This is a genomic window from Acidimicrobiia bacterium (genome assembly GCA_029210695.1).
Taxonomy (GTDB): Bacteria; Actinomycetota; Acidimicrobiia; order Spongiisociales; family JAHEDJ01; genus JAHEDJ01.
In genome coordinates, this window is record JARGFH010000019.1 from 41,662 (window position 1) to 62,655 (window position 20,994).

Below are 20,994 nucleotides of genomic sequence, written 5' to 3' on the forward strand. Positions count from 1 at the left end.
ACACTGCGAGCTGGAAGCGTCGGTCTCCGGCTGCTACCGCGGGTCGGGTCTGGTCCCTGTTCGAGATACCATCGGCCTTGCTGGTACCTTGGCCGGCATCAGGTGTCGGCTGCTGCGGAGGACAGATGGAACCCACCCTCGTGCTTGCTCAGGAAACGCTCACCGATGCGTGCGGTGCCGACCCGGGCCCCCTGTGTGAGTTGATTCTCGACATCACAGGCAACGAATCGCTCGCGTCGGCATCGGACTGGTTTCAGGCGCCGCTGGCTGCCCTGTTGATTCTCGCCGTCGCCTGGCTGGTCAACCGGATCGTTCGCCGGATGATCTCGAGAATGGTCGACAGGATGGTGGCAAGCCGCGAAGCCGAGCAAGCTTCGGAAGCTGTGGAAGCAGAGGCCAAGGCTCGAAACGAGCGCCGGCCGAATCTCCGGCAGCGGGCACTGGCCCGGGCCTTGGACTTGCGCGAGTCTTCTGAACGCGCCGCGCAGCGCGCCCGCACCCTCGGCAATGTGATGGGCGGCCTGGCCTCGATCATTATCTACACGATGGCCGCCTTGATGGCGCTCGCCGAGTTCGACGTCAACCTGGGACCTCTCATCGCCAGCGCCGGGATTGTGGGTATTGCTCTGGGCTTCGGTGCCCAGAGCCTGGTGAAGGACTACCTGAGCGGGATCTTCATGCTGATCGAAGATCAGTACGGCGTCGGGGATGTCATCGATGTCGGCGATGCGGCCGGGGTGGTCGAGGCGGTGAGCCTGCGCACCACCCAACTTCGGGACGTTCATGGCACGTTGTGGCACTTTCCGAATGGTGAGATTCGTCGTGTGGCCAACAAGTCTCAGGAGTGGGCCCGCGCGGTGTTGGATGTCGAGGTCGCATACGACACCGACATTGCCCGGGCGATGTCGGTCATCAAGCGCGTTGCTGATGAGGTGTGGGAAGAGGCCCCGGACAACGCCACCATCCTGGAGGAACCGGAGATATGGGGCGTTGAGGCGTTTGGGGCGAATGCCATCGCTCTTCGTCTGGCCATGAAGGTGGAACCGGCCGAACAGTGGACCACCGCCCGCCTGGTTCGTGGGCGCCTCAAAGAGGCTTTCGATGCCGAAGGAATCGAGATACCGTTTCCGCAGCGCACCGTGTGGATGCATCAGGTCGAGGCCGAGCCAACCGAGGAACCGGTCGGTGGCGCCGTGGAAGACCACGCCCACGAGGAAATAGTTGCCGAGGAGCCGGCAGAGGAGGAAGCGGGGGAGTAGTCACGGGTCTGGCATCCAGCTGCTGGGGCGTGTCTGGCTTGTGCTCTGTTCGCTCCCCGATGAACCCCGAACCAGGGCAAGTCCCGAGCTGAGTGCGGGACTCCGGAGAGGCTTCGCTGCGACCGGCCTCAGTATTCGAGTGCAGCCCGAGCCTGCCTGCAACCTTCGAGCGTGCACCACGCAACTCTTCTCTTGGCTTCGACTTGAAGACGATGTCGACTCTCAGTCAACTGCTACCCAACCACCGATCGGCCGTAGAGATCGAAGCTACGCAATGGGCCGTCGAGAAGACGCGGTAGGGGTCCGATGCCAAGAGACCCGGCGCAATCGGGACTGCTTCGTGAATCGTCCGGCTGATGACGCGCAGGCACGGGTCACACCACCGGGGCGGATTCCGTTCAGCGTTCCGGGGATCGAGAGCGCAGGGTATGGAGGTCGGCGCGCTTGGCTGCGTGTTCCGGTTACCTCTATTTCATCCCTGGAGCATGGCGAGGGGAGCTTCCTCGCTCGCCAATCTGTCGAGGGCCGCCCGGTCGAAGCCCTTGAAGATGAACCAAAGAGCCAGGACCATTTCCTGCACGGCAAGCGGGGCAATCAGCGTTATGGCGAGGGCACTCGAGACCTCGAGGAAGAGCACCACGATCGCCAACCCGCCGAGGACCGTTCCCAAGACCATCCCCCAGCCTGCAATCCACTGCGGCACCAGTCGCGATTTCCAGAGCATCCAGTTCAACATCAGCATCCCGACCACGAAGACGATGTTGTAGAGGGAGCCGGATGTGCCCGACCAGGCTTCGCCACCCATCAAGGTGCGTAACAGCAGGTCGATCTGATCGGTGTTGGCGGTGGGCGCTGCCACAAACTCGCGGGAAATGGCCAGCACCAGAAGCCGGTCGACTTCGATCTGAAAGAAGATCGCGGCTTCGAACAGGCGAAACGCCACGTACCCAATGGCCAGAGTGGCGCTGACGCGCCGCAACACCGGGTACAGCGCGACTGCGATCAGGGGAATCGCCAGAACGCAGGCGAATTCGATGAGAACGCCCAGTGGGATGTCATTCTTCGCACCTGCTGCCGCGGTCAGCACATCTGGGTCGGTCAGGGCAGGCTTGTAGAATGCCTCCCCAACGAACAGGAACGCAGTAGCAATGATGAAGAAGATCCCGGCCCAGATCGCGTTGTTCCGGTAGGTCGGTGTCGCTTCCATCTTGTCATTACCCTTCCTTGCGGTGGCGGAAGTCGTGGACAACGGAGTACTTCGAGCGTCCTTTCGCAGGTCGTGAGGATCGTGGCGCTGCGGGTCCTCTGGTCGATCCTCCGGGCTCGGCAGTCCAACGCCCGGCAGCTCTCCGCCTCTCTCGAGTGACGGTCACCGACATAGTCGGTGTTCCCCGCTGCGGGGAGACTCTCCCTACCATGCCTGAGTTGCCGGGAGTCCGCCAGGGGCCTTTGGACCAGGCTGTCTGGGGCGTTCGTTCGGTCCGCCTCTCGTGTTCTACGCAGAGCTCCTCGACGATGTAGCCCGGTTTGGTCACAGTTCGGCACTTTGGATAGAAAGCGTCACTCCGTGGAAGACACCTCCGGAGAAAAGGGCCCCTTGGCGCAGAACCGGCCTTTCCAGGTTGGTCTCATCCGTCGAAGCGCAGTTGGCGTAGACCGCTCGCTAGTGGTCCGTCGCGGATTTGGTGACTTGGTCTCCTGCCGGACGATCCCCGCTGTGGCAGGGTTCGTGGCACTGCCTACCCCGGTCATCAAATAGCAGACAGACCACTAGTCCGGCGAGCTAGCTCCGTACCGCGGACGATTCGAGTGCGTCGGCGAGCCGCTCGACGAGCCATGCGAATGATGCGTCCACCTCTACCTCGAGTCCGAACCCGCCGATGCCCTCGAGCGACACGAACCCGTGGAGCGCAGCCCGAAGCGTCCGGGCGGCATGGATCGCCTCCTCCTCGTCGAGGTCGTATCCGCGCAGGATGGCGAGGACCGGTTCCACGGGCCGCATGGAGACTCTGGCGTACTCCTCGTCGTCGGGCCGCGCTCGAGCAGTCAACTCGTAGAGGCCGGGGTGGGCGGCGGCGTAGGAGCGGAACTCAACGGCGATGGCATGTAAGGCAGCCCGTCCTGTGCGGCCCATGGCCGCCGCGCTGAGCCTGGTGGCGAGGTTCTCGATGGCCCGCATGGCGACGTCGCGGCGGAGGGTGTCGAGTCGGGTGACATGGTTGTACAGCGAAGGCGGTTTGACGCCCAGCTCCCGGGCGACCCGGCTCAGCGTGAGCCCCGATGTTCCCTCCGCTTCGACGATGGCGGTGGCGGCATCGACGACCGCCTCCGCGGTGAGTCCTCTGCGCCCGGTCAAGTCCGGGTCTCAGCGAGGAAGTCGGTGATCTCAGCGGTCACCTGGCCTGGGAACTCGACGTGCGGGTAGTGGCCGGCATCGGGGACCACATGCACCTTGCCGCCGGTGTCTGCCGCTATCGACTCGCCCGTCGCCGCCGGATCTTTGAAGTGGGAATCGGCGCCACCCATGACGACCAGCGTGGGGACATCTACCCGGGCGATGCGTTCGGCCAAGCCGTTGCGGTGGGCCGTCAGGGTCTCCCGCACCGCCCTTCGCCGTCGGGGGTCGGCCATCATCTTGGCCAGCGCGGCTGCTTGCTCCCCGAGATCAGCTGGCGGTGCCGCCGGATGCCATTTACGGAACTGGCCGGACCACAGCCCTCCTGCGAACGGGCCGCGCAGCATCAGGCCGAGCGGGATGCGTTGCCAGATCGGAGCCGTCTCGAGGTGAGCGCTGATGAGGACCAGCCGGCCGATCAGGTCGGGGCGATCGGCCGCCGCCCACAACGCGGCGGCCGGGGAAAACGACGTTGCCACCACGGTGGCCGGACCTGCATCGAGGTGATCGAGGAGCGCAACCAGATCGCCTGCCGTCTCGACCACTCCATACCCCGGCCAGTCCGCCGATGAGTCGCCGTGCCCGCGCAAGTCCATGGTTACTACGCGGGCGCCGCCCGCCACAAGGTCGGGTGCCACCAACCGGTACTCGTGGCGAACGTCGCCGGCGCCGGGAAGCATCACCACCAGCGGGCCGCTTCCACCGCTGTCATCGAAGCCGATCGTGCCGCCGGCCAGGTCGAGCTGTTGCGTATTCATGTCTACTCCCGTACTCAACTAATGAGTGTAGTCAATACACTAATGACGTTAGTTAGGCATGTCAAGGGAGACGGTCGCCGACCGCGGCGGTTCCGTTCCATCGAGGTGACCACGCCTTGAGCGCTTCGACAGAGGAGCGTCCATTGGCACCGGACGTTCTCCATCAGAAGCGTCTCTGAGAAGTAGTTGAAGAACTTGAACGGAACTCGTTTGAGTTTCAGCCAATCCCGAAAGGCGGTGCTGTTGTGGAACGGTCCGGTTGTGAAGCTCTCGCGGAGCAGTACGAGCAACAGAGGTATCTGGCGGCCGGGCGGGATGGCGGTAAGCAGGCTGCGACCGAACCTCGCCGACGTGGGGGAGTGCTGCCCTCGACCCGGTTGCCCGATGGTCAGGGTTCCGATTCGTTGCCCGTTCACTCAGTCGAGGGCTTCGGCGAGGGTCGGGAACGACGTTTCCAGCAACCTGGCGAACAGACGGGGCACGTTGTCGGTATCGAAGGAGAATCAGTATTCGTAGTCGTCGCCCTGGCCGCTCAACACCTGTCCTTCGAGGGTGAGACGCCCATGGCGAGGCCTTCAGCGATGCGCAGGTTCGGTCGCCGCCGGGAGCGTCAGGTCGAAACTCGAGAGCGAACCGGAGCGGACGTAGCGAAGCTCACCGCCCATCAAGACGGCCAGCTGGCGGGCCACCGTGAGCCCCAGTCCGACCGATCCCGGCACGCCGTTGGCAATGTGGGCACGGTGGTAGGGCTCGAAGATGGCTTCTCGCTGATCGGCGGGAACACCCGCCCCATCATCTTTGACGGACAGCGCCAGGTAGCCGTCGGCGACTTTGCTGTGCAGAGTGACCTGGGAACCCCCGTAGCGGAGGGCGTTGGTGACGAGATTCCGGATGATCTGGCGGAACCGGAGCGGGTCGGCGATCACCCACCCTTCCAGCTGCTCGAGGTCGATCTCGTGCGGGGTTTCGTTCGTGCTGACGGCCCGGAGGGCCGATTCGACTTCGACGCGGATGTCCATGGGCTCTACCTTGACGGTCAGACTCCCGATGTCGGCCCGGGCGGCCACCAACAGGTCCTCGACGATGTTGGCGAGCTCCCGGCTCTCCGAAGCGATGTATCCGACCAGCTCGAGGCGCTCGTCGGAGGGGAGCCGGCCCCACTCCTCTAAGAGGACTTCTGCACTTCCGTACACTGCGGTCAGCGGTGTCCGCAGTTCGTGACTTACGCTGGCCAGGAACTCGTCCTTCGACCTGACCAGACTGGCCATTTGGTCCTCGACCAGCTTGCGGGCCGTGATGTCGGTTACGGCAACCAGCACCTTGGATAGGTCCAAACGACCGCCGATTCGACTCGCCGACCACTGGAAGATGGCGTCGAGCCGGTTGTTCTGCAAGGTAGCTCCGGTCAACTCCATCAGCACCGAGTCCCTGTCCTCCCAGATGGCGATGAGTTGCTCCATCATCGAGTTGAGCGTTTCTTCGGTGAATACTTGCGGGTTGAGCGGGCCCAGTAGCTGGCTCGGATGGTCTGCTTCGAGCATGTCGAGCACTGCCGGGTTGACATCTTTGACGATGACGAGGCTGATCGCCTCGCGTAACTTGGTCCGGTTGGATTCGAGGTAGCTGCGTATGTCTGTGACTCCGGCGGTTCGCAGCTCATCGAGCCAGCGCCCGACGGCGCTGAAATCTTCCTCGTATACGGCGATCGGCAGCGCATGGAACAGGGTGTGGTAGTGCTGTTCGGTGCGGTGGATCGCCTCGAGGGCCTCGCGCCGTTCGGTGAGGTCGCTGAACAGGAGGACGGCTCGTTCGGCTCCGTTCCCCGTTCTGATCGGGTTGACGACACACGCCACCGGCACCACTTGCCCATCGGCGGCGAGGAGGAGTGCCGTGTCGTCCGAGAAGTGTTCGCCCCTGGCGATCGCCTTCAGCACGTCACCGGGCGTGACGTGTTCCGCCGGGTGGTCGGGAAGGAACCTGAACCTGGACAGAATCCTGGTTCCTCGCATGTCTGCGGGGGTCAGCCCCAATAGCCTGGCAGCTGACGGGTTGGCGAAGGCCACCCGGCCCTCGGAATCGAGGGTGCACAACCCGTCGCTGAGTGAGTCCACCACCGCCCGCAGGCGGGTCTCCTGCTCCTGTTCGCGCGCTTCGCTGCTCCGTTTCAACTCCTCGTAGAGGTCTCGCATCTCCTGAGAGGAGATCTGGAGCGACCGTTCAAGCAAGTAGCGGTTCTGTTCGGCGTCCTCGTAGGACCGCTCGACTCGCTCGAGCAGGCTCCTCCACGCCATGGGGTCTCCGGGAGGGGCGTCTTCGGTGAGCCCCAGACGACGAAGCTGGCGAGCGAGAAGAGGGTTCAAATGTCCTCGCTTATGGTGGTGAGGGTCATGGTCTGGTTGTGGAGTTGGCAGGTTCCGTCCGAGTAGGGAGAAATCTCCCCGTAGGAGTAGAAGCCGAGTTGGTGGCTGCCTGCGGGAAGCCCCTCGAGGGTCGCTTCAACCTCTTCTTCGGTCCGGTCGCCCAACACGAGTCGACGGCCTACACAGCTGATGGCGATTGACAGAACCGGTCCGGTGGTGCCGTTGCCGGCCTGATGGGCCGCCTGTTCGGCGCCCCCAATGAGCCGGTCGAAGTTGGCTTGCATCAGCTGGGCTCGCTTGCCCATCGGGACGTCTCCGGCGAACGTCAGCGACTGCTGCCGTTCGTCCACAGCCAGGATTGTTCGCACGAGGTAGCGGCCGTCCGGATCCTGGCGAACTGCCAGCGGGAACAGCAGGCCGGTTGCCGGCAGGCCTTCCGCAAGGTCGCCCAGGTACTGCTTGTAGAGCTCCAGGGCGGGCCGGCCGTCGAGCTCGTAGAGCACGCTCCCTTCCGATCGTGTGATGATCCGCTCGGGGCCGAAGATGTCCCAACCTCCCTGCGAACCGTGGCGGAATCGAATCGAATCCCCGTAGAATCCGACCGCAGTCACCCGCTGTTCGACCGGTGCGCCGTCGACCAGCACCCAGGTTCGTTCGAATCGATCGCCGTCGGCGGCCAGGCCGCCGGTGACGGGGGTTCCCTTTGGCAGCCGGCTGGTGATGCCCCTCACGAGTTCGGATCCGTTCACGTGTAGTCCGTCGGACAGGACCAGGACCGCGGTGAGATCCGGTCCTTCGAGCTGGGCGGCCAGCGACTCTCCGGCCCTGAACGAATCCTCCCCCGATTCGCAATCCGCCACCGCCATCCGCACCCGGGCGGAGCCGAACTCCACGACGGCCACGGACAGCGAACCGTCCCGGACCCGTGCCCCGGAGATCTCGCCGGCAGTCGAGCAGCCGGCGATGACGGCCCCGGGCATGGCAGAGCGGAGTTCGACCAGGGGACCGGGATCATGGCGATAGGTGTCGGCTGCGCCGAAGGCAAGAACCAGCGTGCGCTCCGGATTGGACACCGTCGGCAATGGACGGGTCCACCCTTGACTCAAGTCGTGTTCGGTGCAGTAGACATCCACCGGCGCTCCCTGGTTGTTCTTCTAGCTAGTCGACAGTATTCCCGGTCCGCCTTAGGAGATTGCTCACGCCCGGGTGAATGCCGGCTGCCGTTCGGGGCCTACTGCAGAAGCGATCAACAGTCGTCGAGCCGCGGCTGGGGAGGAACAGGCGCTTGCGCGCGGCTGGTGGAGCTTCCTCGGCCGGATCAACGCTCGATTGTCATCACATACCCACCCGGGCCGTAGAACTCATCAACCACCACGAGGAAGTAGGTGGCGTCGGTGTCGGCTCTGAAGCTCAGCCGGGCGTCGGTGCCGAACAGGCCGCCTCCCGAGCTGTCGTCCCGGCCGAGGAAGTCGGCCTCATTGCCCTCCAGGTCGATGATGATTTCCGGATCCATCAATACGGCACTCACCGTCACGGTGATCCGGTCTCCGGCCGACAAGTCGATGCGATAGGTATCGATATCACCGGGATAGTCGGCGTACCCAACGACGGTCTGGCCCGGCACAACGACCGTCTCGTCGTCGGGGTCGGACAGCGGCCGCAACGGAAGGTTGCTCGTCAGCGTCACGTCGATCGGTACGGGTGCGAAGGAGTCGAGGGTCAGGAAGTATGGGCCGTCGAACGGTGCTACCACGGTCAGCGATTCTGTTCCAGTTTCGCCTTCGTCGGCCTCCCCTTCCAGGAACCCGTCGAAGGCGGTGAGCGCCACGTATACGTCACCATCGCTGGTGGCCTCTACCTGCAGTTCTTCGCCCGCCAGCATGTCCACCACCCATGTCTTCTCAACGAAGTAATGTTCAATCGGCCCGGTATAGCTGAGCTCGCCGGGCCCACCGGGGAAGGACCGGTCGGCGATACCGTCGGTGTCGCGGCCGGCCAGCATGTCGGCCAGCCTCTCCCGTACGTCGGCCGCAGATGCGGCTAGAGCGAAACCTTCCGATCCGAGGCCGGAGATGCCGATCACCGTTCCGTTGTCGTCGACCAGGGCACCGCCGCTCTGGCCGCCGGCGATCACCGCGTCGGTCTGCAGAAACTCGAGACCAAGCGCATCGATTGTCCGCACCCGGGACAGGATCCCCCTCGTCAGGGTCGGCTGCGGATATTCCTCGACCTCACCGGGATAACCGATCAGATACAGCTCGCCGCCCACTGCCAGCCCGTCCGGGTCGCCGAGCGTGACCGGTTCGGGCAGCCGCGGTGCGGCCCGGCTCACATCCACGATGGCCAGATCGGCGATCTCGTCGATGTGGGTGACGTCGGCATCGAGGAGTTCCGTCCCGTCCGGAAAAACCACCCTCACGTCGTCGTAGGGCCAGACCACATGAGCGTTGGTCACCAGATGCCACTCGTCGAACAGCACCCCCGAACCTGAACCCAGGTCGGTTTCGATGTACGCCAGGGCCGGCGACACAGTCTCGAAGACCTCCTGTGGGCTCAAAGCAGCCGAAACGGTTGAGGTAGTGGTCGAGGTGGGGGGTACAGTTGTAGAGGGCCGGCGAACGATCGAAGTCGATACCGACGGCCCGCTGCAGGCCGCCAGTAACACCATCATCCCGATCGCAAGCGCTCTTCTCACCGTCGTGTCCATCTCCGGGTCCTTGGTTGACATCGGCCGGAGGCCGTCGTGTCTGAAGCAGCACACTATCCCGCCTGCGCCACGATCACGAGGGCTCGTTCGAGAGATCAAGAAGGACTGCGGGGGCCCGAACAGCTGATTGCCGCCGAGTCCTGGGTGCCGGCAGCAACCGATTGTCCTTGAGGTAGGTGGCCCCTCGCAGCAGGGTGGTGGTCACCTCTCGGTCGGTGGTCAGCAGGATCGTCTCGTAGATCTGCACCTGCCCTGGATCGGCGACGGTGTCGTAGTGGGGTTCGGGGGCCTGATTCCAGGCTCTCACTCAACTGCTGCGCAACCACCGATGGGCCGCAGAGATCGAAGCTACGCAATGTGCCGTCGAGAAGACGCGGTAGGGGTCCGGTGCCACCAGACCCGGCGCGATCGGGGCCGCTTCGTGAACCGTCCGGCTGGTGACTCGCAGGCACGGGTCACACCACCAGGAACCGTCCGTCAGTTGCTGGGCGAGGAGTCGCGTTACCCCGCGTTCGATCTGGTTTCGATCCACGATTCCGACCGCGGCGGCGAGAGCAAACGCGGACTGGGGTGCTGAATGGGACTTCGCAAGCTCCTCCTCCGCTCGATGAGCAGGAGGTGGATCCGGCTCGATCTGGCGGTCCATCCACAGGCTGTATCCATACCCCGGCCACCAATACGAGGGGCGCTCCCATCGACGAGCGAACCGCTCCAGCCATTCGAGACATTTCCGGTACGGCGCCTCATCGCCCATCCGGCGGAAGTACCAGGCCGCCATCTGTGTCACGTCGGGGTGAGCGGCATGCCAGCCGGTCGTTTCGGCCGCGGCGTCGGTCACGTAGGTCGGGTAGGAGCCGTCCGACCGTTGACTGTCTTTCACCCACTCGTTGAGGAACCGTGGAGCCGACAACCCCTCGCTCTCGATCACCAGCAGCGCCTGGAGAGTCGAATCCAAGTCGCGACCGACTCTTCTGTTGTACCCCCAGCCCCCGTCGAGGGGTCCCACCTTCAGCAGATACTCCGCGGCCCGACTGCGGAGGTCGGCGAGTTCATCGACCCCCATCGTCACCAGCGCCACGTGCGCCGTGATCCACTCGACCGATGCTCCCGGCGTCAGCTGGAACCCACGGAGGCTGCCGTCGTCTCTCTGACACGACTGGAGGAATTCTGCTCCGAGCCGAACGGCCTCGGGCGCCACATCCGCCGACGGCACCGGCCAGGCAAGCGAATGACGTGGTGCCCGACTCCGCCAGGCCTGTATCCGATCTGTCGAGGAGGCGAGGGCAAACCGGGCCATCCGCCACACCTCCGATGGAGTCATCGCAGCAGCGCCTCGACGAAGCCCAAGGTGCGGGAGCGGGCAACGTGGTCGAGAGCCATCGCCTTGTGGATCGTGGCTTGCAGCTGCCGGCGCAGGTCGCTCCTGACCGGCCGGTGCGCCCGGCTGCTTGCCACCAGCTTCACCGCCTGGACCAGGTAGCACATCACATTCCAGCCCTGGGGGTTACCGAGGTATCTATTGGGCCGGAAACCGAGAAGGTCTTCGTCGAGATCCATCCAATCGTCCCAGGCTGCCAGGAAACGACCGAGCGCCCGATGCATGTCGATGTGTGCTGGGTCGTTCGTGCCCATCAAACCGAGAAAGGCACTGGGCAGAGCCTTGGCCGGCATTGGGTCATCCGACTCTCCTACCTCGGAGCGATACATGGTCGACAGTAGATCGAGTGCCAGTGACATATGTCCCCGGTCGTTGCCCCATCGCCCGACGAACCCCGCCAGAGCCACGTGGAAGAGCTCGGTCACCGGTTCATGCTCGGACCCAACCGGCTCGAATCGCTGTCGCTCGGGATCATTCAACACCCTCGCCAGATGAGGGGGCGCCAGCGATCCAACCAGGGCCGCCGATCGTTCGGGACCCCGGTCCAGCACCGAGTCGAAGACGGCGACCGCCAGATTGAAGGCCCCGGCGGCCGCATAGACCACGTCTTCGGTATCCGGTTCCGCAGTGATCCAGCAGGCCGCCGCACCCCACCCGGCAATCTGGCTGAGGCGCTTGGTGTCGCCCCGCTCCGGGACCGCCGCGGCAACTCGAGCAAGCAGCAGCTCGTCAAAGAGACGCTCGAAGGCGGGTGGTGGGGAGCACTCGGTGTCGACCGGCACCACCCCGCGCAGCAATTCGAGTGTCTCCGAGCGTCCCGACCCGGAGACACCCAGTCTCCGACGCAACCATCGACCGGCTACCAGATGCCGCTATCCGAGAATGCGCTCGAGGCCGAGACGTTGCCGTTCAGCGTCTGGCGCTCGATCCGGACCGACACCGTCGACTCCACGCTATCGATGTCGAGGATGGCCCCACCACCAACGTCGGTCACCGAGTCGGCCGGAAGGCTGACGGTCACACCCACCGCCCACTCCTTCAGTTCACAACTCGATGCATTGGTGCAGGTCTTCTCTCTCGTTCCGGTTCCGGGGCCGGTTCCGCTGTACACGTTGCGGATGAAGATCGAATCAGCATTGCGTCGCACCCAGTCCGTCTTCTTGTTTCCCCAGACGTTGGTGGTCTCCTCCCGGTGGTAGACCTTCACTTCGCAGCCGATGCTTGAATAGAACAAGAGGTTGGTCTTGAACGCTTCAATCTCGGCTTTCCATTGGCCATCGCCGCTCAGGACCGATATCTCACTTGGCACTGCGTTCCCCCTTCTCTTTGCTGTCATTATCCTTCGATTCCGAGTGGTGCCCGCCCGGGCCACAGTCGATGTCTTCACGGCCGGGGAGTTCGGGCACCCGCACCTCGTCGACGATGTCGATGCCCACCTCGAAGCGGGGGCTCAACTTGATGGCTACTGCGGCCAGGTCGAGCTCGAACACGGCTCCGTCGTCCTTTACCGCCTCCCGGTTCTGCTCCACCTTCGGCCCGAAGTCGAGCCGGGGGATCTCGACGTCGAGGTTGGGCAGCTCAAACTCCACGCCGGGCTCCTCGCAGCCACATCGGTTGGTGTCGGGCACGTCGGCACGCCAGGTCCGTCCGCCCTGAAGACGCCAGTCCACTCTGTCTCCACCGTCCACCCAACGATCGAAGGTCCGAGAGTCGAACTCTCTCACCTCGACGCGTTCCGAACGACGAAAGGCAGTCGCCTCGACCGAGTGAAGCTTCCAACCCGCCGCGATCGACTCGCCGAGCGTTTCGAAGAAGGTGTCCTCGGCGTCGACGATGCCGGCGCCCACGTTGCCGGCGAAGTCCCTGAGCAGCTCGTCGCGGTCACCGGACGACTCGTCGTCATGTTCGTAGACGGCCACCGCCACCGAGATGAACCCGTAACGCTGCGGCACTCGCACCGTGAAGGTGCGATTGATCGACCGGTCTTCACCAGAGTCGACATCGCTGAAGGGGCCGGTCCGCCACGAGATCATCGGCTGGGTTCCACCGTGGGGGATAACCAACCCCAACACGAACGGCTCGTCGGAGTTGGAGAATCGATCCCAATCCGACTCCTCGATGCAATGAAGCTGCCTGAAGTGAACCCGGTACTCACGCCACGGCACACCATTGCCGAAGGTGCCGGTGGTGGAGGTGGCGTCCACATGTCCGTAGATGCGGTAGTCGCCTTCTGAACCGCCGTCACATCGCAACGAGAAGTTGTGTCTCCCGCCCGGACCAAGTGCATTGAGGGTGGCGGCGCTGATCATCTGGTGGTCCTTGTCGACGAAGTCGGCGTCGTAGCCCCATATGCCCTTGAAGAAGTCGACGACCGACTCCAACACTCCGACCACGGTGTCCCACAGCCCTTCGAGGGCGGCGAGGATGACGTCGCCGACGTTCGGGGCATCGTTGAGCAGGGTCACCGTGTTGGGAATACCGTCTATGGGTCCGATCACATAGGCGGCAGTGTCTCCACGCTCGAAGTCGTTGTGCCCGAGCAGGGTCTGAAACAGTGACCGGCTCGACGCCCCGCCGCTGGGCGGCACCCCGTGGTCGAGGATCGGGTACCGAACCCCGTTGACGAACGGCACGATGTCGGCGTCGGTGCCCGCATTCCCGGTATTGGCGGTTCGGATCTGGAGCCGCAGATACCAGTCCTCGGTGTCGTCGTGACCCTGAACCGGCGGATAGCTGCCGGCGGTGACGAACCGGTAGGGGATCTGAGCGAAGTCCTCCCACGGGTCGGTCGGGGTTTTGTAGTTGGCTCGCGACACGCCCTCGGTCTTCACCTGCTGCCAGAAGTCTTGGAGGCCTGCCTCGTCCATGACGTGGTCGAGGGTGTGAAGCCACTGACACGAGGTTCGATACGCCAGCTCATAGGCGATATCAAAGGCCTCCCGGCCGGTGATTTCCAGGCCCCTCACGTCCACACCAAGTTCCGCCTGCCAGTGGCTGTCGACGTTGATGCCCGGCTCGACCCACAGGATGTCGTCGGGCAGATCGATACCACCCACGTCGGGTGGGGTGAGCGGCACCGCCTCCTGGCACTGTTTGAACCACCGGCACAGCGAGCCCTGCGAGACGGGTGAGGCGGCGTGACAGATCACCGACATGAGACGACGGCCGACCGGGCCGATGCGGTTGAGGATCGTGCAGGCGAAAAGAAACGCCCCATGGGGTTTGATTCCCAGGTGGTGCGGCAGTTCGTACGAGCCGGTCCAGAGGCTCAACTTCGCCCGGTCGGCGGGATCGACTTCGAACCAGGTGCAGTTCCTCAGTCTTTTGTCGTCGATCCAGTTGGAGTGGGAGTAGAAGTCCTGCATGGCATGCAGTGAGACGCCGACGGCGTTGTGGGCCATCCGAATACGCTGCTCCCTCGGGGCGCTGGAGGCGTGGCCGAGCCAGATCAGCGCGGCCGCGGTGCCCGACAGGTAGCGACGCCACATGGCCCGGACCGACTCGGGGTGGAACAGGTCGTCGAAATGGACCTTGATGAGTTCGCTTTGCGACGACATCACCACCGGGAGACGTCCCGGCCCTCCGCCGTTGGCGAGGTCAAACCACCAGAGTGGGTTGTAGAGATAGGAGTCGACGTAGTCGGCGTGGAAAGCGAGGGCGTTCTCCGCCTCTTCGGACCAGCCGGAGCCCCGGGCCGCCATTCTAGTCAAACCTTCGTGATGCCAGTTGTCGGGGCCGGGGGCGGCGCCGAGCGGATCCTCCCCGCCGAACTGTGGGAGCGCGGCGGCGTAGACGGCACCAACGCCGAGCAGATGTGTGAACCAACCCATTGAGTCCCTCCTCGGTTGATCCCAGCCCGCAGCCGAACCTACACCAACAAAGAGGTGCCTGTGATGGGAGATCCGGAAGCTAGGGAAGTGCGTGACGTCCATCCGGCGGAAGGAAAGCGCGTCACCACGCTGCTTTCGTTAGGCGATACCGGCCCACACCAGCGTCTCGGAATGTCACCCGAGGAGCGGCATGTTGCCGGCTACGGTCAGTTTTCAGTTGACTCGCTGGAATAGATATCCGAACGGCGACCTGGTGTATGCAATGCCTCGCCTTCGTTCTTGGAGCATCGCCGGAGTGATCTCTACTTCAGACTTCGGAACCAGGTAGGAGTCGAGTTCGGTTGTTTTGATCCGGTAGTTCCCGGATCGTGACTCGATAACGCTGACAAGGCGGTACCTGGGGTCGATGGAGGCCATGGCCACGTCACCGTGGCTCGGAGCAGCCAGGAGGATGCCGCCAACCCGGAGGTAGTAGGTGCAGTATTTCGCCACGAACCCTGCATATAGCGAGACCAGCAGGTCGAATGATTCAGGGGCGAGACCAAGATCTGCCTGATAGTCCCCGTGAATGAATCGGACCTCGGCTGTTGGCGAACCGCCCTCGCTGGCGATGATCTCAGTGATGCCTTCTTCATCGGCAAAGAAACTCGGAGTTCTCTTGTCCGTATCGATGTAGGTGACCGACGGGAAGACAAAGGAGGGAGCGATGTCTACGAACGAACCTGGGTATATCACGGTGTTTCCGTCTACGACCTCCCTGACAACGGTATGGAGACGCTTCCGATCGCCTTCATGACGATCGCGCTCTTCCCAGAGTTGTCGGGTGGTCGCTCGCACACAACGATCCTACGACTGAGCGGGTACGAAGCCCCTTGCATACGGGGCTGTGCGGTGACCAGAGAGAGCGAACATGGGTTGCGTGGGGGCGTCCGGCATCGATGCAAATCCCGTAGCATCCACTCTGATGGACAACGATTACACGCCGTCCTTCGCCCGGGCCTACGACGGCCAGTACGCCAAGGACCGTGATCCCTCCGGGGACCGAACCTTCTATCTGGAACTGGCCCGGCGTACGGGCGGTCCCATCCTGGAGGTGGGTTGCGGCACCGGCCGGGTGCTCTTGCCCATCGCCCAAGAGGGTTTCGAGTGCGTCGGCCTGGATGCCTCCGAGAGCATGCTGGAGGTCGCCCGTGGCAAGGGCCTGCCCGCCGATCTACGTTTCGTCCTCGGCGACGCCCGCTCCTTTGATCTCGCCCCCCAGCGCTTCGCTCTCATCTTCAGCGCTTTCCGCGCCTTTCAGCATCTGTACACCGTGGACGATCAGCTCGCCTTTTTGGACCGTGCTCGCCACCATCTTGCTCCCGGGGGCCTGCTGGCCTTCGACGTTTTCGATCCCAATCTGGATTACATCGCCAAAGGTGGCCTGGCCGAGTATCTGGACATCGAGTGGACGGAGGGGGACCTGTCCATGAGGCGTTACACCAGAGTCACCCACAACCATCGCACTCAGGTCCTGCATGCCGTCTTCCGGGTCGAAGGCTGGCGCGAGAACAAGAAGGTCTCTGAAGATACCAACGACATCCGTTTGCGCTGGTTCTACCGATTTGAGCTGGAGCACCTGTTGGCCCGTGCCGGTTATGAGGTGGTGGAACGCTACGGCGACTTCGACGGGACCCCCATCGGAGAGGGCAACGAGCTCATATTCGTGGCCCGCCCCTGACGCGGATAAGGCCCGAAAGGCCCGTGCTTCGATGCTGAGGAACCGGCCTCGACATGATGCCCGTCCGTGATGAGGCCCGCGGGCTCAGGGACGATTGGCCAGAAAAGCGTCGGGTGCTTCCGGCGGATTCCTTGAAGTGGATCACTCAGCGCCGGGCCGAAATCGTCACATTCGTGGGCGCGGCGGCAATGACTGGTCCGGTGTCAGGGTGCCGTTTCGATTTTGAAGGCGGGCACGGGTTGGCTGAACCCTTTCAGCTCGAGTGGCCCAATCTCCAACGTCTCCTCGACGTCGGTGGCGCCGGCTCGAGTTCGCTGGCTCAGGAGTATCGTTCCGGCCGCGGCCTCGCCGCAGAGTCGCGCCGCCAGGTTGACGACGCTGCCGATTGCCCCGTAGTGGAAACGGTCCTCGAACCCGATGCGGCCTAGGGTCGCGAACCCGGTAGCGATCCCGACACCAAGTCCAAGATCGTGGCCGCTCCGCTGCCACTCCTCCGAAAGAGGCAGGAAGGCGCTTTGCATTCTGCGGGCCATGGCAATGGCACGGTCGATGTGATCTTCCATTGGCTCCGGGTCGTTGAAGTACACCATGAGTCCGTCTCCGGCGAAGTCGCTCAGAGTGCCGCCGGCCTCGACTATCAGGCGTCCCATGTGTTCGTGGTAGTCGGCCAGAACGCCGATCACTTCCTCCGGTTCCGCCGTCGACGAAAACGCGGTGAAACCTCTGAGATCACAGAACACGACGGTGATGTCGCGCCGGTGGCCGGCCAGGAGTTCTTCGTTGTCCGACGACGTGAGAAGATCGGCAACCTGGCTCGGGAGATAGCGAGCTAGTTCTCTTCGCTGGCGTTCGACGGTCGCCACCAGGCGGCTTGTCTCAAATGCAAGCGAGGCTTGATCTGCAAACACGGAGACGAGTTCGATCTCCGCATCATCGAAAGGTTGCAGTTCGCTCCTCCAGACCGAAACGACTCCGACGACGTCGTTGTCGAGCAACATCGGGACCGACAACAGCGACCTGAACCCGCCCAGTCTCTGCGCCTCCCAGTATTCGTACTCGACATCCTCGAAAATGTCCGGAATGTGAACAGCTCGACGCTCGATAACGGTGCGACCGGTGATGGTGCCCCGAGTGGGGTGTATGGGATTGGCGATGTTGAAGTCCACGACTTCCGGGGGTGCACCCCGGTCGACCCTATGTCGGTAGACGTCACCGTCGCGGAGGTAGACGAAACCTTTATCGGCCCGGCACAACCGAACTGCATGGTCGAGGATCGTCTGCAGGGTGGCATCGAGGTCGGCAGGAGCTCGAATGATCACTCGGAGCACATCTGCCACAGCGCTGCGCTCGCCTGTCGTTCCGGCCCCGGTTGGATCCGTCTCGGTCATAGTTCATGCACATTACCGGCGGACCCGCTACGTCGATGTATGCCCGGAGCTCCTCGTCCCGGCTTCCCAGGTCGGAGTCCGGGTCGATCCGGCTTCACTCTGGTCGGTGGCCGTCCTCGACGTCGTCGTCCTCTTCGGATACATTCTCAGATCCTTCGACGCGCTCGGCGATCAGCGCCTCCAGGCGGCCGGTGGTCTCGTACGGGCGATCGGTGAGCAGGTTGACCACGCTGGACTCTGGATCATCGGAGACCGCCTGGTGCACGGCGATGGCCATACCGGTGAGCGGTACCGCCAGGAAGACCCCGACGATGCCGAAGGCCACGCCACCCACACCGATGGCAAGGAGAATCAGCAACGGGTGGAGGGAGAGCGCCTTCTTGAAGACGATCGGATGGAGAACGTTGCCCTCGAACTGCTGCACACCGACCACCACGGCCAGGATGATGAGCGCGTCGGTGCCACCTCCGCTCACGAACGACACCGCCACGGCGAGCAGTCCAGAGATGAAGGCACCGATGATCGGGAAGAACCCGCCGATGAACACCAGCGACATCAGCGGCAGGACGAGCGGCGTTCCCACGATCGCCAGACCGATCCCGATGAAGATCGCGTCGATGAGTCCCACAATGGCGAGACCGCGGACGTAGCCCGACAGCGTCCGCCAGGCGGCCTCGAGGCCGCGTCGAGTGCGATCCGGGTCGGACACCCGCTGCAACAGTCCTTGGTACGCCCGGTCGCCGTCCTTCAGATAGAAGAAGGTCACCAGCAGCGTGAGGACGAGACCGGTGACGATCTCGAAGGCGACGGTCGCCCCACCGAGCACACCGGTGGTGATCGCTCCTGCATTGTTCTGGATCTGAGCAATCGCATCGTCGATGTGGCCCTCGATGTCGGCTTGCGACAGCCCGAGCGGGCCTTCGCTCAACCATTCCGTCACCCACTGCACCGACTCGTCCAGGGCCTCACCGAGCGGCTCGATTCCGTCTGCGAACGACGGAACCAGGAAGAGGACGAACAGAGCGACGACCGGGACGAGACCGAGGATCGTCCCCCAGGTGGCGAGGGCAGGCGACCACCCTCGCGCCTTGAGCCGCTGGGCCAGCGGGCTGAGCACAGACGCTGCGAACAGACCGAGGATGATCGGCAGTACGACCACCTTGACGACAGCCACCGCTCGGAACGTGATGTAGACCGCGGCGAGAACCAGGAGGTAGCGCCAGCTGAACGCAGCGGCCTTCTTCAGCCACACGGGGGTTGAGTCAATCATCGTGTCGACAGCATACGCAACGAGAGAGGCACGCGATCGCATCCGGCACGCACTAGTCGTCTCGAGCGAACCACGGATACCACTTCGGTGTTCGCTCCCCAGGGACCGATGCGAAGAGAGCGTCTGCGTCTCCTACAGCTATCTGGCCGAGATCGAGAACGGCAACAAACCCCCTTGCTGTCGGTGCTGGTCGTGCTGGCCGACGCCGGCCCCCCGGTGTGGTTATTGGTCGGGGTGGGCAACGGCGACAACGGTCAGCCCGTTGATGCCGGTGAAGTCGTGCGGGTTGCAGGTGTGGATGGGTAGGTCATTGGCTAGGGCGACTGCAGCGATCATGGCGTCGTAGGCGCGTGCTGCCGGTTTGCGTACGGCTGTTCGCAAAGAGGCGGCGACTTGGCCGAAACTGCGGGCAGCTGCTGCATCATATGGGAGCGCGTCGAAATCAGCTTCGGCTTGTTGCAGGTGGGCTTGGCGGGCGGCGCGTTCCTGGTCGTTGCTGGCTACTAGCGGCCCGACCGAGAGTTCGGCGAGTGTGATTGCGGTGATCTGTGGTTCATCGGGGAGGGCGTCGGTTTCGTGGAGACGCCCAAGGAGGATGAGGGTGCCGGTATCGAGAATCCCACGGGCCACGAGATCACACGGACGGGTCGAGGACCCGATCGAGGTCCTTGCGTAGTTGGACCGGGTCGAGGTGTGGAAGCTGCCGGCGCCGTGCGATGATCACATCAAGTTGAACTGGCTGCCGACCGAGGGGTCGCAGTTCGGCGACAGGTCTTCCGGATCGGGTGATGGTGAGCCGCTCACCTTTGGCGACGCGGTCGACGACGGCACCGCCGTGGTTGCGTAGTTCGCGGATCGAAATGTCTGGCATGAGACGAGTGTATGACGCGTGATACATGATTGGAAGGTGATTGGCTGCCGACCACACCGCACCGATTGCAGAATGTGTTACAAATTGCCTCGCACGGTCAACCGCGCATACCGGCACATTTTGAGCAGGTGGGAAAGCTCTAGCCCACCGGGCTGTGCGGTGATCGGGGAAAGCGAACATGGGTTGCGTGGGGGCGTCCGGCATCGATACAAATTCCGTAGCATCCACTCTGATGGACAACGATTACACGCCGTCCTTCGCCCGGGCCTACGACGGCCAGTACGCCAAGGACCGTGATCCCTCCGGGGACCGAACCTTCTATCTGGAGGGTTCGGGGCCGTCCCACCAGGATGGCCTTGGTCGAACCTGGTGCCGCTCGCGACGATCAGTCAGCAGCTCGCCGACGCTCAGGAAAGCGGTATTCGCCAGCTGATCGGGAACCTTTTCCTCCTGGCTCCTCTGGGGTTCCTCCTACCGGTCGTCGGTGCCCGATTCCACCGGCTAGCAACCTTGCTCGGGGCCTTCGCAGTGTCGCTCGGTATCGAGCTCACGCAGATAGGCATCTCCGTTGCGGTCGGGTTCCCATATCGCGCGTTCGATGTCGATGACCTTCTGCTCAACACGATAGGCGCAGCGATCGGCTGGGCCGGCTGGCGAATCATGTTCGCCTGATCTCGCGCAACCGCCACCACTACCAGCGCGCACGACTGACCGCACCGACCACGAAATATGGGCGATATCGCCCTCCAGGCTCACCCGAGCCGAACGATGCCTGTTTGGTTGTCAAGGGGGTTTTTGGGCGCGTTGGTGCCGCTCGGCCGTGACCGAGGTGATCGTGGGGTGTAGGTTTGGGGGTGGCCCGGGGTGGCTGAGCGGAAGAGCCGGCGATTCAGGATGCAACGCCGGTCACGCACGCGGCAGAGTCGTTCCTGGGTGCCCCCCGGGCCCTAACGCTGCTGCTGGTCGGTGGTCAGGTGGCGGTAGACGACGTCGGAGAGGCGCCGTTTCAGTACCCGGATCGCTTCTTTCTTTGTTTTACCTTCAGCGAGTTTGCGTTC

At 63.6% G+C, this 20,994-nt stretch carries 21 protein-coding genes; 4 read left to right on the forward strand and 17 right to left on the reverse strand.

All coding sequences use genetic code 11. The features are described from left to right. Window positions 1–125: 125 nt before the first annotated feature. A complete protein-coding gene (locus P1T08_08030) occupies window positions 126–1,259 on the forward strand; it encodes a mechanosensitive ion channel family protein (protein ID MDF1596029.1) in 1,134 nt (377 codons plus the stop codon). A 472-nt stretch (window positions 1,260–1,731) separates the two neighbouring features. Here the strand turns inward: P1T08_08030 and P1T08_08035 are convergent, their stop codons facing one another. From P1T08_08035 to P1T08_08085, 11 genes are all read right to left on the reverse strand, one after another. After that, window positions 1,732–2,466 (reverse strand): DUF4386 domain-containing protein, encoded by a 735-nt coding sequence (locus tag P1T08_08035; protein MDF1596030.1) that lies wholly within the window; start codon window positions 2,464–2,466, stop codon window positions 1,732–1,734. Between the two features lie 576 nt (window positions 2,467–3,042). Further along, window positions 3,043–3,615 (reverse strand): WHG domain-containing protein, encoded by a 573-nt coding sequence (locus tag P1T08_08040; GenBank protein MDF1596031.1) that lies wholly within the window; start codon window positions 3,613–3,615, stop codon window positions 3,043–3,045. Then, a complete protein-coding gene (locus P1T08_08045; GenBank protein ID MDF1596032.1) occupies window positions 3,612–4,430 on the reverse strand; it encodes an alpha/beta hydrolase in 819 nt (272 codons plus the stop codon). The genes P1T08_08040 and P1T08_08045 overlap by 4 nt, the downstream gene beginning before the upstream one ends. Window positions 4,431–4,987: 557 nt before the next feature. Beyond that, the gene (locus tag P1T08_08050) at window positions 4,988–6,703 is read right to left on the reverse strand and encodes an ATP-binding protein (protein MDF1596033.1); all 1,716 of its coding nucleotides are present in this window, start codon (window positions 6,701–6,703) and stop codon (window positions 4,988–4,990) included. A gap of 65 nt (window positions 6,704–6,768) precedes the next feature. Then, window positions 6,769–7,905, reverse strand: a complete 1,137-nt coding sequence (locus P1T08_08055; GenBank protein MDF1596034.1) for an FIST N-terminal domain-containing protein — start codon at window positions 7,903–7,905, stop codon at window positions 6,769–6,771. 185 nt (window positions 7,906–8,090) lie between these two features. Next, window positions 8,091–9,479, reverse strand: a complete 1,389-nt coding sequence (locus P1T08_08060) for a serine protease (GenBank protein MDF1596035.1) — start codon at window positions 9,477–9,479, stop codon at window positions 8,091–8,093. Window positions 9,480–9,552: 73 nt separating this feature from the next. Then, window positions 9,553–9,786 (reverse strand): hypothetical protein, encoded by a 234-nt coding sequence (locus P1T08_08065; GenBank protein MDF1596036.1) that lies wholly within the window; start codon window positions 9,784–9,786, stop codon window positions 9,553–9,555. Continuing rightward, on the reverse strand, window positions 9,787–10,800 hold the full coding sequence (locus P1T08_08070; GenBank protein ID MDF1596037.1) for a terpene cyclase/mutase family protein: 1,014 nt from the start codon (window positions 10,798–10,800) through the stop codon (window positions 9,787–9,789). After that, a complete protein-coding gene (locus P1T08_08075; protein MDF1596038.1) occupies window positions 10,797–11,705 on the reverse strand; it encodes a hypothetical protein in 909 nt (302 codons plus the stop codon). Before P1T08_08075 ends, P1T08_08070 begins: the two co-directional genes overlap by 4 nt. A gap of 11 nt (window positions 11,706–11,716) precedes the next feature. Next, window positions 11,717–12,166: a hypothetical protein gene (locus tag P1T08_08080; protein MDF1596039.1), complete on the reverse strand. Its 450-nt coding sequence runs from the start codon at window positions 12,164–12,166 to the stop codon at window positions 11,717–11,719. After that, window positions 12,156–14,687: a hypothetical protein gene (locus tag P1T08_08085; protein ID MDF1596040.1), complete on the reverse strand. Its 2,532-nt coding sequence runs from the start codon at window positions 14,685–14,687 to the stop codon at window positions 12,156–12,158. Before P1T08_08085 ends, P1T08_08080 begins: the two co-directional genes overlap by 11 nt. Before the next feature lie 63 nt (window positions 14,688–14,750). On the opposite strand from P1T08_08085, the gene P1T08_08090 reads away from it, so the two are divergent. Then, window positions 14,751–14,921: a hypothetical protein gene (locus P1T08_08090; protein MDF1596041.1), complete on the forward strand. Its 171-nt coding sequence runs from the start codon at window positions 14,751–14,753 to the stop codon at window positions 14,919–14,921. Here P1T08_08090 and P1T08_08095 read toward each other — a convergent pair. Further along, window positions 14,901–15,524, reverse strand: coding sequence for a hypothetical protein (locus tag P1T08_08095; protein ID MDF1596042.1), 624 nt, complete (start codon window positions 15,522–15,524; stop codon window positions 14,901–14,903). The genes P1T08_08090 and P1T08_08095 overlap by 21 nt on opposite strands. Window positions 15,525–15,651: 127 nt before the next feature. On the opposite strand from P1T08_08095, the gene P1T08_08100 reads away from it, so the two are divergent. Beyond that, window positions 15,652–16,407: a class I SAM-dependent methyltransferase gene (locus P1T08_08100; protein MDF1596043.1), complete on the forward strand. Its 756-nt coding sequence runs from the start codon at window positions 15,652–15,654 to the stop codon at window positions 16,405–16,407. Between the two features lie 203 nt (window positions 16,408–16,610). Here P1T08_08100 and P1T08_08105 read toward each other — a convergent pair whose 3' ends face one another. From P1T08_08105 to P1T08_08120, 4 genes are all read right to left on the reverse strand, one after another. After that, a complete protein-coding gene (locus P1T08_08105) occupies window positions 16,611–17,795 on the reverse strand; it encodes an adenylate/guanylate cyclase domain-containing protein (GenBank protein MDF1596044.1) in 1,185 nt (394 codons plus the stop codon). A 94-nt stretch (window positions 17,796–17,889) separates the two neighbouring features. After that, window positions 17,890–19,065: an AI-2E family transporter gene (locus P1T08_08110; protein ID MDF1596045.1), complete on the reverse strand. Its 1,176-nt coding sequence runs from the start codon at window positions 19,063–19,065 to the stop codon at window positions 17,890–17,892. Window positions 19,066–19,287: 222 nt separating this feature from the next. Then, window positions 19,288–19,695, reverse strand: coding sequence for a type II toxin-antitoxin system VapC family toxin (locus tag P1T08_08115; GenBank protein ID MDF1596046.1), 408 nt, complete (start codon window positions 19,693–19,695; stop codon window positions 19,288–19,290). A 4-nt stretch (window positions 19,696–19,699) separates the two neighbouring features. Beyond that, window positions 19,700–19,936, reverse strand: coding sequence for a type II toxin-antitoxin system prevent-host-death family antitoxin (locus tag P1T08_08120; protein ID MDF1596047.1), 237 nt, complete (start codon window positions 19,934–19,936; stop codon window positions 19,700–19,702). A 369-nt stretch (window positions 19,937–20,305) separates the two neighbouring features. Between P1T08_08120 and P1T08_08125 the strand changes: the two genes are divergently transcribed. Then, on the forward strand, window positions 20,306–20,608 hold the full coding sequence (locus tag P1T08_08125) for a VanZ family protein (GenBank protein MDF1596048.1): 303 nt from the start codon (window positions 20,306–20,308) through the stop codon (window positions 20,606–20,608). 275 nt (window positions 20,609–20,883) lie between these two features. Here the strand turns inward: P1T08_08125 and P1T08_08130 are convergent. Then, on the reverse strand, window positions 20,884–20,994 hold a 111-nt coding region (locus P1T08_08130; GenBank protein MDF1596049.1), incomplete at its 5' end, for an IS110 family transposase.